13 protein-coding genes are annotated in these 13,471 nt (G+C 66.1%); 8 read left to right on the top strand and 5 right to left on the bottom strand.

Going from position 1 to position 13,471, the window contains the following annotated elements; translation table 11 throughout:
• The first annotated feature begins 158 nt into the window (after positions 1-158).
• The gene (locus L0976_RS01475; RefSeq protein WP_234186195.1) at positions 159-734 is read left to right on the top strand and encodes a J domain-containing protein; all 576 of its coding nucleotides are present in this window, start codon (positions 159-161) and stop codon (positions 732-734) included.
• 298 nt (positions 735-1,032) lie between these two features.
• Here the strand turns inward: L0976_RS01475 and uvrB are convergent, their stop codons facing one another.
• Positions 1,033-4,044, bottom strand: a complete 3,012-nt coding sequence (gene uvrB, locus L0976_RS01470; RefSeq protein ID WP_234185704.1) for an excinuclease ABC subunit UvrB — start codon at positions 4,042-4,044, stop codon at positions 1,033-1,035.
• Positions 4,045-4,349: 305 nt separating this feature from the next.
• Between uvrB and L0976_RS01465 the strand changes: the two genes are divergently transcribed.
• Complete coding sequence (locus tag L0976_RS01465; RefSeq protein WP_234185703.1) at positions 4,350-4,703, top strand: DMT family protein; 354 nt, start codon at positions 4,350-4,352, stop codon at positions 4,701-4,703.
• A 5-nt stretch (positions 4,704-4,708) separates the two neighbouring features.
• On the opposite strand, the gene L0976_RS01460 is transcribed toward L0976_RS01465, so the two are convergent.
• Together L0976_RS01460 and L0976_RS01455 are read right to left on the bottom strand one after the other, a co-directional pair.
• A complete protein-coding gene (locus L0976_RS01460) occupies positions 4,709-5,299 on the bottom strand; it encodes a hypothetical protein (protein ID WP_203319131.1) in 591 nt (196 codons plus the stop codon).
• Positions 5,300-5,316: 17 nt separating this feature from the next.
• A complete protein-coding gene (locus tag L0976_RS01455; protein WP_203319130.1) occupies positions 5,317-5,703 on the bottom strand; it encodes an acyl-CoA thioesterase in 387 nt (128 codons plus the stop codon).
• A gap of 198 nt (positions 5,704-5,901) precedes the next feature.
• Between L0976_RS01455 and L0976_RS01450 the strand changes: the two genes are divergently transcribed.
• The 6 genes from L0976_RS01450 (at position 5,902) to L0976_RS01425 (ending at position 12,500) form a co-directional block, all read left to right on the top strand.
• Positions 5,902-7,722 (top strand): methyl-accepting chemotaxis protein, encoded by a 1,821-nt coding sequence (locus tag L0976_RS01450; RefSeq protein ID WP_234185702.1) that lies wholly within the window; start codon positions 5,902-5,904, stop codon positions 7,720-7,722.
• Positions 7,723-7,970: 248 nt separating this feature from the next.
• Complete coding sequence (locus L0976_RS01445; RefSeq protein ID WP_255695750.1) at positions 7,971-9,122, top strand: extensin family protein; 1,152 nt, start codon at positions 7,971-7,973, stop codon at positions 9,120-9,122.
• 80 nt (positions 9,123-9,202) lie between these two features.
• Positions 9,203-9,853 carry a glutathione S-transferase family protein gene (locus L0976_RS01440; RefSeq protein WP_234185701.1) on the top strand — a complete coding sequence of 217 codons (651 nt, stop codon included), beginning with the start codon at positions 9,203-9,205 and terminating at the stop codon, positions 9,851-9,853.
• Between the two features lie 468 nt (positions 9,854-10,321).
• The gene (locus tag L0976_RS01435) at positions 10,322-11,248 is read left to right on the top strand and encodes an ABC transporter ATP-binding protein (protein WP_234185700.1); all 927 of its coding nucleotides are present in this window, start codon (positions 10,322-10,324) and stop codon (positions 11,246-11,248) included.
• On the top strand, positions 11,245-12,006 hold the full coding sequence (locus L0976_RS01430) for an ABC transporter permease (RefSeq protein ID WP_203319125.1): 762 nt from the start codon (positions 11,245-11,247) through the stop codon (positions 12,004-12,006). The genes L0976_RS01435 and L0976_RS01430 overlap by 4 nt, the downstream gene beginning before the upstream one ends.
• A gap of 116 nt (positions 12,007-12,122) precedes the next feature.
• Complete coding sequence (locus tag L0976_RS01425) at positions 12,123-12,500, top strand: VOC family protein (RefSeq protein WP_203319124.1); 378 nt, start codon at positions 12,123-12,125, stop codon at positions 12,498-12,500.
• A 54-nt stretch (positions 12,501-12,554) separates the two neighbouring features.
• Here the strand turns inward: L0976_RS01425 and L0976_RS01420 are convergent, their stop codons facing one another.
• Both L0976_RS01420 and L0976_RS01415 read right to left on the bottom strand, forming a co-directional pair.
• Positions 12,555-13,253: a TIGR02281 family clan AA aspartic protease gene (locus L0976_RS01420; RefSeq protein ID WP_203319123.1), complete on the bottom strand. Its 699-nt coding sequence runs from the start codon at positions 13,251-13,253 to the stop codon at positions 12,555-12,557.
• On the bottom strand, positions 13,250-13,471 hold the full coding sequence (locus tag L0976_RS01415; RefSeq protein ID WP_203319122.1) for a DUF1289 domain-containing protein: 222 nt from the start codon (positions 13,469-13,471) through the stop codon (positions 13,250-13,252). The genes L0976_RS01420 and L0976_RS01415 overlap by 4 nt, the downstream gene beginning before the upstream one ends.

The raw sequence follows: 13,471 nt of genomic DNA, 5'->3' as shown, positions 1-13,471 counted from the left end.
GTCACCACAATTTCGTCCCCTCCGGGTCGGAAAACGGCGTAAACAACGAACGAAGCAGTACAGAAGCAGGTCCAGCAAAAGTGCGCAGCGGTTTTGCGTCCGGACTTGCGAAAGACAGGCAGAAACAGACAGGTGGCCGCGTGATCGATCCCTACGCCATGCTCGGACTGGAGCGCGACGCCGACGATGGCGCGATCAAGACCGCCTACCGCAAGGCCGCCAAGGGCATGCATCCCGATTCGGGCGGCGATACCGACCAGTTCGCCCGCCTGCAGGCCTGCTACGACCTCCTGCGCGACCCCGTGCGCCGAAAAGTCTTCGACGACACCGGCTTCGACCCACAGCTCGCCGACCCGCGCGATCTCAAGGGCCTGATGCTGCTCGAACCGCTGGTCAACGACGTCATCCTCGACGAGCGCGAGCCTGGCAGCTTCGACCCGCTGGCGGCGATGCGCCGCAAACTCTCCGACGACATCGTCAAGAGCCGCTTCCACATCCTGGAACTGGAACGCCACCGCAACCGCGTGCGCCAGCATATCGATCGCCTCGGCCGCAAGACCGGCACGGATTTCCTCGGTTCAATGCTGCGCGCCCGCTCCCAGTCGATCGCCGAGGCGATCCACAACGCGGAAGGGCAGATCCAGGCCATCGAGCAGGCCTATGCCATGCTGGAAGGCTATTCCTACGAGCTGGCCGCGGCGCTGGAGCCGGTGAAGGGCGAGGCGGCGGAATAGCTTGTGGAATTTGACCTTGCGGGGTCTTCCTCAGAGAACGCAGTCCCATCGCATTTGAAGGGAAGCCGTTGCCACACCTTTCCTTCTCTCCTCGGGGAGACGGTGCCGGCCGGCGGATGAGGGGGCGCCGAAGGCGGAAAAGCCAAGGCGTTCAGTGCGCCACCCCCTCATCCGACCCTTCGGGCCACCTTCTCCCCGAGGGGAGAAGGAAGAGCTGCAACGCAGAATTCCATAAGCGATAATCGTTTCGGTGAGGGTAAGGGCTTGCCGTCAATTGGGCCGGCCTCGGCGTGGCGGCTTACCGCCCCGGCCGCCCCGTCTTGCCCTTGGTGCGCCCCTTGCGCTTCGCTTCACCCGGATCCTCATAGCTTCCCACGCCGATCTTTTCCCGGCGGACCGGCTTCGGTTCGTCGGGCAGGGGCGCGGTGCGTTTCTTGGTGGAGAGGGTTTCGTCCGGGCGTTGGGGGAGGTCGCCGGTGACGGGTTTTTCGGTGCGGCCGACGGTCATTTCGTCGAGGGTGTTCCTGCGGAAGAGGGACTTGCCGGCCGGGGTGGCGACGTCGCGGCCCATCTCGTCGAGGTCGGGCTTGCGGAAGAGCGGGCGTTCGGTGTCGGTGCCCGGGCCCATGTCGTCGAGCGAGGGTTTGGCAAAATAGCTTTTGCCATTCTCTTCTGTGCTCACGGCCGTACCGCCCTTCGGGCTGGTCTCCGCACGGGGCGCAGGACGACCGGCGACGGCCGCCTGGCCTTGCGGCTTCGCCGAGCTTTTGCCCTTTCCTCCACCTTCCTGTGACCGCGCTTCGTCGCGCGCCATCGGGTCGTCCATGACGGCGAGTTCGGCGGCCTTGAGGCGCTTGATCTCGTCGCGGATGCGGGCGGCGGCTTCGAAGTCGAGGTCGGCGGCGGCATCGCGCATCTGCTTTTCGAGCGCTTCGAGATGGGCCTTGAGATTGTTGCCGACGAGGTGGCCGGCATCCGCAAAACCCTTGCCGGAGACGCCGGAAATGTCGGCGCGGACGTGGTCGCGCTCGTAGACCGAGTCGAGGATGTCGGAGATCTTCGCCTTCACCGATTCCGGGGTGATGCCATGCGCCTCGTTGTAGGCGACCTGCTTTTCGCGGCGGCGGGTCGTCTCGTCCATGGCGCGCTGCATCGAGCCGGTGATCTGGTCGGCATAGAGGATGACCTTGCCGTCGACGTTTCGCGCCGCGCGGCCGATGGTCTGGACGAGCGATGTCTCGGAGCGCAGGAAGCCCTCCTTGTCGGCGTCGAGGATGGCGACGAAGCCGCATTCGGGAATGTCGAGGCCTTCGCGCAGCAGGTTGATGCCGACGAGGACGTCGAAGGCGCCGAGGCGCAGGTCACGGATGATCTCGATGCGCTCCAGCGTGTCGATGTCGGAATGCATGTAGCGCACGCGTACGCCCTGCTCGTGCAGGTATTCGGTGAGGTCCTCGGCCATGCGCTTGGTGAGGACGGTGACGAGCGTGCGGTAGCCGGCCTGCGCGGTCTCGCGGATCTCGCCCAGCACGTCGTCCACCTGGCTCTTGGCCGGACGCACCTCGACAGGCGGGTCGATGAGGCCGGTCGGGCGGATGACCTGCTCGGCGAAGACGCCGCCGGACTGTTCCAGCTCCCAGCCGCCGGGCGTCGCCGAGACGGCGACCGTATCCGGGCGCATGGCGTCCCATTCCTCGAAGCGCAGCGGCCGGTTGTCCATGCAGGAGGGCAGGCGGAAGCCGTATTCGGCCAGCGTCGCCTTGCGGCGGAAGTCGCCCCGGTACATGGCGCCGATCTGCGGGATCGTGACGTGGCTTTCATCGATGAAGATCAGCGCGTTGTCGGGCACGTATTCGAAAAGGGTCGGCGGCGGCTCGCCGGGGCGGCGGCCGGTGAGGTAGCGCGAATAGTTCTCGATGCCGGCGCAGGAACCGGTGGCCTCCAGCATTTCGAGGTCGTAGCGCGTGCGCTGCTCCAGGCGCTGGGCCTCCAGCAGGCGGCCGGCCTTTTCCAGTTCGACGAGGCGATGCTTCAGCTCCTCGCGGATGTTCTTGATGGCGCCGTTCAGCGTCGGGCGCGGGGTGACGTAGTGGCTGTTGGCGTAGATCTTCACCGATTTCAGGTCGCCGGTCTTCTGGCCGGTCAGCGGGTCGAATTCGGTGATGGCGTCGATCTCGTCGCCGAACATGGAGATGCGCCATGCCGCGTCTTCAAGGTGGGCGGGGAAGATCTCGATCGTGTCGCCGCGCACGCGGAAGGAGCCGCGCTGGAAGTCCATCTCGCGGCGCTTGTATTGCTGGGCGACGAGGTCGGCGAGGAGCTGGCGCTGGTCGAGCCGTTCGCCGACCTGCATCTGGAACGTCATGGCGGTGTAGGTCTCGACCGAGCCGATACCGTAGATGCAGGAGACCGAGGCGACGATGATGCAGTCGTCGCGCTCCAGCAACGAGCGCGTCGCGGAGTGGCGCATGCGGTCGATCTGCTCGTTGATCGAGGATTCCTTCTCGATATAGGTGTCCGAGCGCGGGACGTACGCCTCCGGCTGGTAATAGTCGTAGTAGGAGACGAAATATTCGACCGCGTTTTCCGGGAAGAAGTTCTTGAACTCGGAATAGAGCTGCGCGGCCAGCGTCTTGTTCGGCGCGAGGATGACGGCGGGGCGCTGCGTCTCCTCGATCACCTTGGCCATGGTGAAGGTCTTGCCCGAGCCGGTGACGCCGAGCAGGACCTGGCTGCGCTCGCCCTCGGCAAGGCCGTCGACGAGGTCCCTGATGGCGGTCGGCTGGTCGCCGGCGGGCTGGTAGTCGCTGATCATGCGGATCGGGATACCGCCTTCCGACTTTTCCGGCCGGGCGGGGCGGTGCGGCGTCCAGAGCTTGCCGTCCTTGAACAGCGGGTTGCCGCTCTCGATGAGCTTCGACAGCGCCTCCACGGTGGCGGTGACGCCGGAGCCCTTGTCGAGCGCGGCGGCGTCCTCCAGCGACACGTCGAGGCCGGAGACGGGGTTGAGGCCGGCGGCGGTGCGGGTCTTCGGATCGGACGAGCCGCCGATGGAGACGCCGCGGGAGGTTTTGGAGACGGTGACCTGCTCGGTGTGGCGGCGCGCGGCGTTCTCAACCGTCTTGCGGTGCTTGCCGGCCTTGGATGCGACCTCGCGGCGGCTTTCGATGCTCGCGGCCTCCGCCTCGGCCTCAAGCTGCTTCACCCAGTCGGAGACGCTGCCGGAGAGCGGCTCTCCCTCGAAGGGCGATTGCGGGGCTTCCTCGAAACCGGGGTTCGGGGCGCTGGATTTCTTCGGTGATCTGGCCATGCGGGGAATATGGAGAGAGTCACCGCGAAAGGGAAGGGGTGACGAGTACAAAAGGGAAACGAATCCGCCGTGGCGCCCTGTCGCGGGTGATCCGGGTGGTGTGCCGGTGGCGATGCCGATGAGGGCGGGTTTTCGCGGCGGTAGCCTGCCGCGCGTTCCGGCTGCTTCACCGCGCGGTTGAGGCCCGGACGACACGCATGGGATCGTCTTGACGGCAGATCGCGGCAATACACGCGCTGCGGCCTTGACGGCGGCGGCGGCTGAGCTATGCCGATGGCTTATTTCCTCGGTTTCAGGATTCGCCGATGCCCTTCAGCCTCAACCCCGCGGCCGTCTGGCCCATCGTCATGCTCTGCCTCTCGAACGTCTTCATGACCTTCGCCTGGTACGGGCACCTCAAGTTCAAGTCCGCGCCGCTCTTCGTGGCGGTGCTGGCGAGCTGGGGCATCGCCTTCTTCGAATATTGCCTTGCCGTGCCGGCCAACCGCATCGGCCACGAGGTCTATTCGGCCGCGCAGCTCAAGACGATGCAGGAAGTCATTACGCTCCTCGTCTTCGCCGGCTTCTCGGTGTTCTGGCTGAAGGAAAGCCTGACCTGGAACCACGCCGTCGGCTTCATGCTGATCGCCGCCGGAGCGGCCTTCGTCTTCAAGGGCTAAGCGCCTTACTCCAGCATGTCGAAGGCGCGGAAGATCCAGCTCAACTGGTAGAGGATGCCGAGGGTGACGAAGGCGGTGTGGTAGCGCCGGCTCGCCGTAAAGGCCGCCACGAGGCACAGCACGATGAAGGCGGCGTTGCGGGCGGGGTATTCGTAGCCGAACGAGCCGAAATAGGCCTTTCCCTTCAGCGCCGTGTCCAGAAGATCGACCGCGAAGACGAGCGCGAAGGCGCCGAAGAACCATTTGCGCCGCGAATAGAAATAGTCCTCGTAGCCGGCATAGTCGTCCAGCGTCGTGGGAAACAGGAAGACGGCGAGCAGGAAGAACAGGCAGCAATAGCTGATCAGGAAGAGATAGACGCCGAAGCCGATGGTCGTCAGCGCCTGGAGGCGGAACTCCCACCACCAGAAATGCAGGAGGAAGAGGAGGAGGAAGCCGGCCCAGGCGAGGTGGACCGGATAGGCCTTCACCTTGCCGGGATGCTGGACGAAGAGCGCGACGCCGGTGAGGATGCGCGCCACGCTGAGACTGACCACCATGCCGATGACGACGCGCACATGGCCGAAGAGGGCGGGATCGTGCGGGACCTGTTCCATGGCGCGCCTCCCGCCGGCTATTCGACGGGGACGGGGGTCGGGTGCCCGTCGCGGTCGAGGGCGACCATGACGAAGGTGGCGCCGGTCACCTTCTCCAGCGTCGTGGTGAGGTAGCGCTGCGACCAGGCCTCCACCGTCAGCGTGATCGAGGTGCGGCCGACGCGCGCGATGTCCGTGTATATGCTGAGCGTGTCGCCGATCTTCACGGGCAGCTCGAAGGCCATCTCCTTGACGGCGGCGGTGACGACGCGGCCGTTGGCGCGCTCGGCGGCGCGGATGCCGGAGGCAAGGTCCATCTGCGCCATGACCCAGCCGCCGAAGATGTCCCCCGCGGCATTGGCGTCGCCCGGCATGGCGAGCGTGCGAAGGGTGAGCTGTCCGTTCGGTGTCCTGCTGTCGGTCATGAGGTTCCTTTCCGTCTTTCCTTCCGGTCTAGCCGAATGGCGGCGCAGGAGAAAGAGGGGGAGCTATCCTTACGGAAGGTACTTCCAAGTATCTCTGATCTCCAAGATTTGATGACTACAGTTTTATACGATTTTAAAGGGTTTCCCGGATTTTCGACGATGAGGAACGCCGCGTTCCGGAACGTCCAGGAGAATCCGTTGAAGAATTTGAGAATATCCACGCGCCTGTCACTACTTGTCGGCCTCGCACTGACGATATTCGCAGCGGCGCTCGTCTATAGTCTCTACCATTACCAGGACGCGATGGTCGCCGAGCGCAAGTCGAAGCTCGCGGCCATGGACGAGAACATGCTGACGCTCTTCAAGCATTACCATGAGCTCGAAACCGCCGGAACGCTGACGCGCGAGGAGGCCCAGACGCGGGCGAAGGACGCCGTGCGGGCACTGCGCTACGAGGAGAGCGGCTACTTCTGGATCAACGATATGAACGCCGTGATCGTCATGCATCCGATCAAGCCGGCGCTCGACGGCACGGACCAGTCCGGCATGGCGGATCCGACCGGCAAGCACATCTTCACCGAATTCGTGAAGGCCGTGAAGGCGAGCCCCACGGGCCAGGATTTCGTCGACTATTACTGGCCGAAGCCGGGCTTCGAGGAGCCGGTGCTGAAATATTCGCATGTCGCGGGCTTTGCCCCCTGGGGCTGGGTCGTCGGCACGGGTGTCTACGCGGACGACCTTGCCGCCCTGTTCCGCCGCAATGCCATCGAAATGGCCGTCATCCTCGCCGCCGGCGGGCTTGCCACCATCCTTGCCGCCTATGCCATCGTGAAGAGCGTCACCGGCCCGGTCATGCGCCTCAAGGCCTCCATGCAGGCGATCGCGCAGGAGGACGTTTCGGGCGACGTGCCGGAAACCGACCGCAAGGACGAGATCGGCGAGATGGCGAAGGTCGTCTCGGTGCTGCGCCAGTCGGTCGCCGAGCGGGCGGAGCTGCGCATCCGCGACAGCGAGCAGCAGGCACGGCTCGACGACGAGCGGACGGAAGGCGAGCGCCGCCAGCGCGCCGTCAGCCAGGGCCAGGCCGATGCCATGCACACCGTGGGCGAGGCGCTGGAGCGGCTGGCCGCCGGCGACCTGACGGTCTCGATCGATGCGATCGCGCCGGAATACGCCAAGCTGCGCGAGGACTTCAACCGCGCGGTCGAAGCCCTTTCCAGCGTCATTGGCGCCATTTCCCGCTCGACCGACGTCGTGCACGGCAGCGCCGCTGATATTGCCGGGGCGGCCAACAACCTCTCGCACCGTACCGAGCAGCAGGCGGCCTCGCTGGAGGAGACCGCCGCGGCGCTCGACGAGATCACCGCGACCGTGCGCAATGCGTCCGAACGCGCCGCCGAGGCGAGCCGGATGGTGGCCGAGACGCGGCAGTCGGCGGACCGCTCGGGCACGATCGTGCGCGACGCCGTCGCCGCGATGAGCCGCATCGAGGACGCCTCCAGCCGCATCGGCCAGATCATCGGCGTGATCGACGAGATCGCCTTCCAGACCAACCTGCTCGCGCTCAATGCCGGCGTCGAGGCGGCGCGGGCGGGCGAGGCGGGCCGGGGCTTTGCGGTCGTGGCGCAGGAGGTGCGCGAGCTCGCCCAGCGCTCGGCCAATGCGGCCAAGGAGATCAAGGGCCTCATTAGCAATTCGGCCGCCGAAGTCGGCAACGGCGTCACGCTGGTGCGCTCGACCGGCGATGCGCTGACCGAGATCGAGGCCCTCGTCAACCAGGTGAACGACCAGGTGATCTCGATCGCCACCTCCGCCCGCGAGCAGGCGACGGGCCTTGCCGAGGTGAACGCCGCGGTCAACCAGATGGACCAGATGACCCAGCAGAACGCCGCGATGGTGGAGGAAACCAACGCCGCCGGCGGGACGCTGACCCAGGAAAGCGAGCAGCTCAAGGCGTTGCTCGGGAACTTCCGGCTGAACACGGCCGGAGCGGCGGACCACCGGCGCCGCGCCGCATAACCAAAAGACGATCTCCGGACAGCTTGCCCCGGCGCCCCCAGCGCCGGGGTTTTCGTTTCCGCCGGGAACGCTTCGTTTACCCTGTTGCGACAAAATCCTCCATGAAAGCAGGGATGTCGGCCTGCGGTCCGGTTTTCAGGCATCGCCGTCCGAATGCGGACAAAAGCGGCCTGCACCATCGCCGGACAGGACTGTGTGCAACCGGGACCTCCGCATCGGGCGGAGGCGGGCGCCGGGCGGATGTGACCATGGGTATTGCGTTTGTTTCTCGCCTGCGAAGGCCGCTCGGGCTGCTTCTGGTCCCGGCGATGCTGGCTGCCTGCTCCGGCGGCATGAGCCCGCCCGACGACATCGACGGGCTCGGCGTCGGCGCCGTCACCCCGGCGGTCGGCGTCGGCGGTGCGGGCGGCGGGAGCGAAATGGCGGCGCCTGCGCGGCAGAACAGGCGCCTGCCGATGATCGACAGCGACGAGGCGATGGGCGTCACCGCGCCGGTGCAGGCTTCCTCCGGCGTGCTCGCCATTCCCGACGGCGGCGTGAACATGGACGACGGGCTCGGTGTCGGGCGCGTCCAGGGCCTTGCCGAGGCGCAGGCCGGCGAGATCGCCGAAGGCAATGCCACGCAGGTCGTCGTCGACGGCATCGGCACGGACATGCCGCAGCAGCTCGGCCAGCCGGGCGCGATCCCGATGTCCGATGCGGGCGCGGAAGCCGAGGGCGGCGGATACCTTCGCGTGCCGGACAAGGCGACGACGCGCCGCCGGCAGGCGGGCGACGGCGAGCAGGTCGCCTTCCTGCCGCGGATGAGCGATCCCACGCAGATGCCGGAGGCGATGGGCGGCATGCCCGCTTCCGAGCGGGCCTGCCGGCAGCGGCTGCAGAAGCTCGGCGTGAAATTCCGCGACGTGCCGCGCATCTCGCGCGGCCGCTCCTGCGGCATCGAATGGCCGGTGGAGCTCTCGGGCCTTTCCGGCGGCATCCAGATCAAGCCGGCCGCGCAGGTCAACTGCCAGATCACCGAGGCCTTCGCGCGCTGGGTCAAGCAGGAGCTCGTGCCCTCGACGCGCATGCGCTACCTCTCGGGCGTCTCGGCCATCCACCAGATGTCCTCCTATTCCTGCCGCACCATGAACTCGCAGCGCGGCGCGGCGATGTCGGAACACGCCAAGGGCAACGCCATCGACGTCGGCAAGATCGTGCTGACCTCCGGCAAGGCCATCGCCATCGAGAGGAAGGGCTTCTTCGCCTTCCGCGAGAAGGGGCTGCTGAAATCGGTGCGCGGCGATAGCTGCAAGTATTTCTCGACGGTGCTCGGGCCGGGAAGCGACCGCTTCCACAAGGATCATTTCCACTTCGACCTGCGCGCGCGCAAATCGGGCTACCGGCATTGCAGCCTTTAGGGTCGTGATCATTTTTCAGTCCCGATGTCGGGATCGCGTCCGGTAGTGCGTCTTCAAGACGGCAAGCGATGGAGGCCGCGATGACGATCACGATTACCGCATTCGAAAACTCGCCCGACCGCGGCAGGGGGCTGGCACGGGACATGCGCGTCCGCTGGGCGCTCGAGGAGGTCGGACAACCCTATGAGGTCCGCCTCGTTTCCTTCGACGCGCTGAAGATGCCCGCGCATCTCTCGATTCATCCTTTCGGGCAGATCCCGACCTACGAGGAGGGCGGTCTCGCCCTGTTCGAGTCCGGGGCGATCGTGCTGCACATCGCCGAGCGTCATCCAGGCCTGCTGCCCGAGGGTGCCGATGCGAGGGCGCGCGCGATCATGTGGATGTTCTCGGCGCTGAGCACGGTGGAGCCGCCGATCGTCGAGAATACGATGGCGTCCCTGTTCGAGCGCGACGAGCCCTGGTATGCCGAGCGCCAGCCGCTCCTCGACAAGCGCGTCCGCACGCGGCTCGACGAACTCTCCCGCCGGCTCGGCGATGGCGAGTGGCTGGACGGGGCGTTCAGCGCCGGCGATCTGATGATGGTGACGGTGCTGCGCCGGCTGGAGCGTTCCAGCCTGCTGCAGGAATTCCCGAACCTCGTCGCCTATATCGCCCGGGGCGAGGCCCGGCCCGCCTACGAGCGCGCCTTCGCCGATCAGCTTGCGGTGTTCACCCATGCGGCGGCCGGTTGAAGCGGCATGTCTCCGGCGGACAAAAAAAGACCGGCGGGACGCCGGTCGAAGGGGCGGCAGCGCGCAGGGCGACTGCCTGGAACTGTCACGTTCCGCCACCCGCGCCGAGGGGACCGGCGAGGATGCAGGCGAGGCTTCCACGGGGGGAAGCGGGCGGATGGGGCCGCCGGAGGCTCCCGGGGTTGGGGAGCAAGGCCGCTGCATGGGACAGGGGAGCGACGGGATGCGTGGGGCGCAGCCCGTTTCCGTCGGCCTTGCGCAGACCATCGCCGAGATAGATCACGGTTTGATGACGGCGGCGCCGCCGGTCCATGAAGGTTTTGCGAACGCGGGCTTTCCGGGTTTCGCGCCGCGCCTTCCGCCCGTCGCCATCAGCGCGATTTTTTTCCGCGGCACGGGTGAAAATTGATGAAGGACACGCCATATAGGGTGTCCTTCCGCATGAATATCCTCTTTCCGGACCCTCCCATGGCGCCCATCGTTTCCATTCGCAATCTCACCAAGAGCTATGCCTCGGGGTTCCAGGCGCTCAAGGGCGTCGATCTCGACATCGAGGAGGGCGAGATCCTCGCGCTGCTCGGGCCGAACGGCGCCGGCAAGACGACGATGATCTCGATCATCTGCGGCATCGTCACGCCGAGCGGGGGCACCGTGACCGTGGCGGGCCACGACATCCTGCGCGACTATCGCGAGACGCGCTCCATCATCGGCCTCGTGCCGCAGGAGCTTACGCTCGATTCCTTCGAGACGGTGTGGAACACGGTCGCCTTCTCGCGCGGCCTGCATGGCCGCAAGCCGGACCCGGCGCTGATCGAGCGCATCCTGAAGGACCTGTCGCTCTTCGACAAGAAGGACACGATGCTGCGCCACCTCTCCGGCGGCATGCGGCGGCGCGTGCTGATCGCCAAGGCGCTCTCCTACGAGCCGAAGGTGCTGTTCCTCGACGAGCCGACGGCGGGGGTGGACGTGTCGCTGCGCAAGGACATGTGGCAGCTCGTCGCTCGCCTGCGCGCCGCCGGCGTCACGATCATCCTGACGACGCACTATATCGAGGAGGCCGAGGAGATCGCGGACCGCATCGGCGTCATCAACCACGGGCAGATCCTGCTCGTGGAGGACAAGAAGGCGCTGATGGCTAAGCTCGGGCGCAAGCAGATGACCGTCGAGCTCGCCGAGCCGGTCGAGGCCATTCCCGACACGCTGTCGCCCTTCCGCCTGACGCTGGCGGACGAGGGTGCGCGGCTCATCTATGAATTCAACGCCTCGGGCGAGCGCACGGGCATCGCCTCGCTGCTGTCCGCCCTGTCGCAGGCGGGGCTGAGGGTCCGGGACATTTCCACCGAGCAGAGCTCGCTGGAGGACATCTTCGTGGAACTGGTGGGAGCCGGCAAATGAACTTCGAGGCGATCAGGTCCATCTACGCATTCGAGATGGCGCGCACGCGCCGCACGCTTCTGCAGAGCGTCGTGTCGCCGGTCATCACCACGTCGCTCTATTTCATCGTCTTCGGCGCGGCGATCGGCTCGCGCATGCAGGAGGTGGGGGGCGTGTCCTACGGTGCCTTCATCGCGCCCGGCCTCATCATGCTGACGCTGCTCAACCAGTGCATCGGCAACGGTTCCTTCGGCATCTACTTCCCGAAATTCACCGGCACGATCTACGAGATCCTGTCCTCGCCGATCTCGATGATCGAGATCGTCATCGGCTATGTCGGGGCGGCGGCGACCAAGGGGCTGATCGTCGGCACGATCATCCTCATCACGGCCTCGCTCTTCGTCGACATATCGATCAAGCATCCCTTCATGATGGTGCTGTTCTTCGTGCTGACGGCGGTGAGCTTCTCGCTATTCGGCTTCATGATCGGCATCTGGGCGAAGGATTTCGAGCAGCTCAACCTCTTCCCGATGCTGATCGTCCCGCCGCTGGTCTTCCTCGGCGGCAGCTTCTATTCCATCGAGATGCTGCCGCCCTTCTGGCAGACCGTCAGCCACTTCAACCCGGTGCTCTACCTCGTCTCCGGTTTCCGCTGGAGCTTCTACGAGATCGCCGACGTCAATCCGATCGTCAGCCTCGTGATCGTGCTCGGCTTCCTTCTGGCCTGCCTGTCGATCACCGCCTGGATCTTCAAGACCGGCTACAAGCTGAAGAACTGATCCTCCTCCCGTCTCGACATCGTGGGCACCGTCCTGCTGACCCAAACATCAACGGGCACACCTTTCGCCGGCACCGTCCGGCACGGTGTCGCGCCGTTGCAAACGGAGGTTCTGCGATGAACGACATCGCCGATCACGGTGTCCGTTTCGGACGGATAGCGGCCATGCTGCCGGTCAGGGACATGGGCAAGGCCCATGACTTCTACACGCGCGTTCTGGGTTTCACGAAAGTCTTCGAGAACGGAAATCCCGTCGGCTTCATGATCCTGAAGCGCGATGCGGGGGAGCTGCACCTCACCCTGCAGCCCTCGCACGAGGCGGCGAATTTCAACGTCGTCCATCTGATGGTGGACGATGCCGATGCGCTGCATGCCCTGTGCCAGCGCCATGGCCTGAGGATCATCAAGCGCCTTCAGGACAAGGACTACGGCCTCAGGGCCTTCGTGTTCGAGGATCCGGACGGCAACCGCATCGATGTGGGGCAGCCGATCTGATGGGCGTGGAGCGGGGCGGCAACCGTCCGCCCCGTTTTCCTTTGCAACGAAACGTCAGTCCTTCAGCCGCAATTCGTCGCGCGTGATCTCGATGGAGCCGAGGGTTTCGAGGAAGCTCATGCCGAGGAGACTCTGGTCGAGGCGGCCGCGCTCGGTGACCATGCCGCGGATCGTGCCGCGCAGGATGGGGCCGATGGCGACCTGGCGCAGCGTGACGGGGGCGGCGAGCGCCCGGCCGTTGGCGGTGGAGACCTCGATGGAGAAGACGAGGTTGGCCGGGTCGATGCCGAGGCGGAGCGCGTCCTCATAGGACAGCACCACCGAGCTTGCGCCGGTATCGACCAGCATGCGCAGCGGCACGCCGTCGATGCTGACATCCGCCTCGAAATGGCCGGACACGCCCTTGTGGATGACGAGGATCTGCTCGCCCCCGGCATTCGTCGTCACCACGGCGCGGCCGGGGATGAGGCCGGCGGTCAGCCGGTTGCCGACGGCCTGGAGGTCGAAGCGGTAGAGATAGCCCGTGGCGAGCGCCAGGATGATCACCAGCCAGATCGCGGCCTGGCGCAGGCTGTCGCCCCATTGCCGGCGACCGGCGAGAATGCCGGCGGCGAGCATCGTGCCGATGGCCGTGAGCGAGACGAGCCGGCCGAAATCGTCGTTGGCGATGCCGAGCGTGCGGCCGCTGTCGTGGTTGAGGATGAGAAGGGCAAGGCCGGCGGCGAGGATGCCGAGAAGGATATAGAGCCTCATGTCTCGCTGCGCTCCCGCGCCATGCGGGTCCGGCGCGTCTCGCGGCGCGGCTTGCGCTCGACGGTGGCGAGCCGCGCCGGCAGCCCGGCCATGATGGCGCGGCGCTGCTCGTCGGTGTAGAGCGTCCAGCCGCCGATTTCCTCGCGCGTGCGGCCGCAGCCGAAGCAGTAGCCGGTCACCATGTCGATCGAACAGACGAGAATGCAGGGCGATTCCAT

This window comes from Shinella sp. NM-101, from assembly GCF_021401195.1.
Classification (GTDB): domain Bacteria; phylum Pseudomonadota; class Alphaproteobacteria; order Rhizobiales; family Rhizobiaceae; genus Shinella.
This window is presented reverse-complemented; position numbering and strand designations above follow the sequence as displayed.

Bases quoted from the DNA above. Each gene is read 5' to 3' on its own strand.
- L0976_RS01445 (WP_255695750.1), top strand. From the start codon at position 7,971: ATGGGTATTGCGTTTGTTTCTCGCCTGCGAAGGCCGCTCGGGCTGCTT.
- L0976_RS01430 (WP_203319125.1), top strand. From the start codon at position 11,245: ATGAACTTCGAGGCGATCAGGTCCATCTACGCATTCGAGATGGCGCGC.
- L0976_RS01465 (WP_234185703.1), top strand. From the start codon at position 4,350: ATGCCCTTCAGCCTCAACCCCGCGGCCGTCTGGCCCATCGTCATGCTC.
- L0976_RS01455 (WP_203319130.1), bottom strand. From the start codon at position 5,703: ATGACCGACAGCAGGACACCGAACGGACAGCTCACCCTTCGCACGCTC.
- uvrB (WP_234185704.1), bottom strand. From the start codon at position 4,044: ATGGCCAGATCACCGAAGAAATCCAGCGCCCCGAACCCCGGTTTCGAG.
- L0976_RS01435 (WP_234185700.1), top strand. From the start codon at position 10,322: ATGGCGCCCATCGTTTCCATTCGCAATCTCACCAAGAGCTATGCCTCG.
- L0976_RS01440 (WP_234185701.1), top strand. From the start codon at position 9,203: ATGACGATCACGATTACCGCATTCGAAAACTCGCCCGACCGCGGCAGG.
- L0976_RS01420 (WP_203319123.1), bottom strand. From the start codon at position 13,253: ATGAGGCTCTATATCCTTCTCGGCATCCTCGCCGCCGGCCTTGCCCTT.
- L0976_RS01415 (WP_203319122.1), bottom strand. From the start codon at position 13,471: ATGGAATCGCCCTGCATTCTCGTCTGTTCGATCGACATGGTGACCGGC.
- L0976_RS01460 (WP_203319131.1), bottom strand. From the start codon at position 5,299: ATGGAACAGGTCCCGCACGATCCCGCCCTCTTCGGCCATGTGCGCGTC.
- L0976_RS01425 (WP_203319124.1), top strand. From the start codon at position 12,123: ATGAACGACATCGCCGATCACGGTGTCCGTTTCGGACGGATAGCGGCC.
- L0976_RS01475 (WP_234186195.1), top strand. From the start codon at position 159: ATGCTCGGACTGGAGCGCGACGCCGACGATGGCGCGATCAAGACCGCC.